We start from the raw sequence: 1223 nt of genomic DNA, 5'->3' as shown, positions 1-1223 counted from the left end.
CGCGACCTTTTTTCGTGTGTATTGCTACAAACCTAAAGCTTATGCTTCGATTGTTGCTACAACACCTGCACCTACTGTACGGCCACCTTCACGGATAGCGAAACGTAGACCTTCGTCCATCGCGATTGGTACGATTAGCTCAACAGTCATCTTGATGTTGTCGCCAGGCATTACCATTTCTACGCCGTCTGGTAGCTGGATGTCACCAGTTACGTCTGTTGTACGGAAGTAGAACTGTGGACGGTAACCTTTGAAGAATGGTGTATGACGACCACCTTCATCTTTAGATAGTACGTATACTTCTGAAGTGAACTTCGTGTGTGGAGTGATTGAACCAGGCTTCGCTAGTACTTGACCACGTTCTACTTCGTCACGCTTAGTACCACGTAGAAGTGCACCGATGTTCTCACCCGCACGACCTTCGTCTAGAAGCTTACGGAACATCTCAACGCCTGTACAAGTTGTCTTCGTAGTTTCTTTGATACCTACGATTTCAACTTCGTCGTTCACGTTGATGATACCAGCTTCAACACGGCCTGTTACTACTGTACCACGACCTTGGATTGAGAATACGTCTTCGATAGGCATGATGAATGGCTTATCGATGTCACGCTCTGGCTCTGGGATGTAAGAATCTAGTGCTTCTGCAAGCTCTACGATCTTGTCTTCCCACTCTTTCTCGCCTTCTAACGCTTTAAGCGCTGAACCTTGAATTAGTGGTAAGTCATCACCTGGGAAGTCGTATTCTGAAAGAAGTTCACGTACTTCCATCTCTACTAGCTCTAGTAGCTCTTCGTCGTCAACCATGTCACATTTGTTCATGAATACGATGATGTAAGGTACACCAACCTGACGAGAAAGTAGGATGTGCTCACGTGTTTGAGGCATAGGACCGTCAGTAGCTGCAACTACTAGGATCGCGCCGTCCATCTGTGCAGCACCTGTGATCATGTTTTTAACATAGTCAGCGTGTCCTGGACAGTCTACGTGTGCATAGTGACGAGTTGGTGTGTCATACTCAACGTGTGAAGTTGAGATTGTGATACCACGCTCACGCTCTTCTGGAGCGTTATCGATTGATGCGAAGTCTTTAGCTACACCGCCGTATACTTTTGCAAGTACGTTAGTGATTGCTGCAGTTAGAGTTGTTTTACCGTGGTCAACGTGGCCGATAGTACCAACGTTTACGTGCGGTTTTACGCGTTCAAACTTTTCTTTTGCCA

Annotated in this window: 1 protein-coding gene; it reads right to left on the bottom strand. The window is 46.5% G+C overall.

The window, feature by feature from the left end:
* Positions 1–39: 39 nt before the first annotated feature.
* Positions 40–1223 (bottom strand): elongation factor Tu (gene tuf / locus CEX98_RS15280; RefSeq protein WP_099642914.1); only part of this gene is annotated, 1184 nt, incomplete at its 5' end.

The sequence above is a fragment of the Pseudoalteromonas piscicida genome (genome assembly GCF_002744175.1).
In the GTDB taxonomy this organism is placed as follows: domain Bacteria; phylum Pseudomonadota; class Gammaproteobacteria; order Enterobacterales; family Alteromonadaceae; genus Pseudoalteromonas; species Pseudoalteromonas piscicida_B.
Note: the sequence above shows the minus strand (reverse complement) of the source record. Positions and strands in the feature narration are given on the sequence as shown.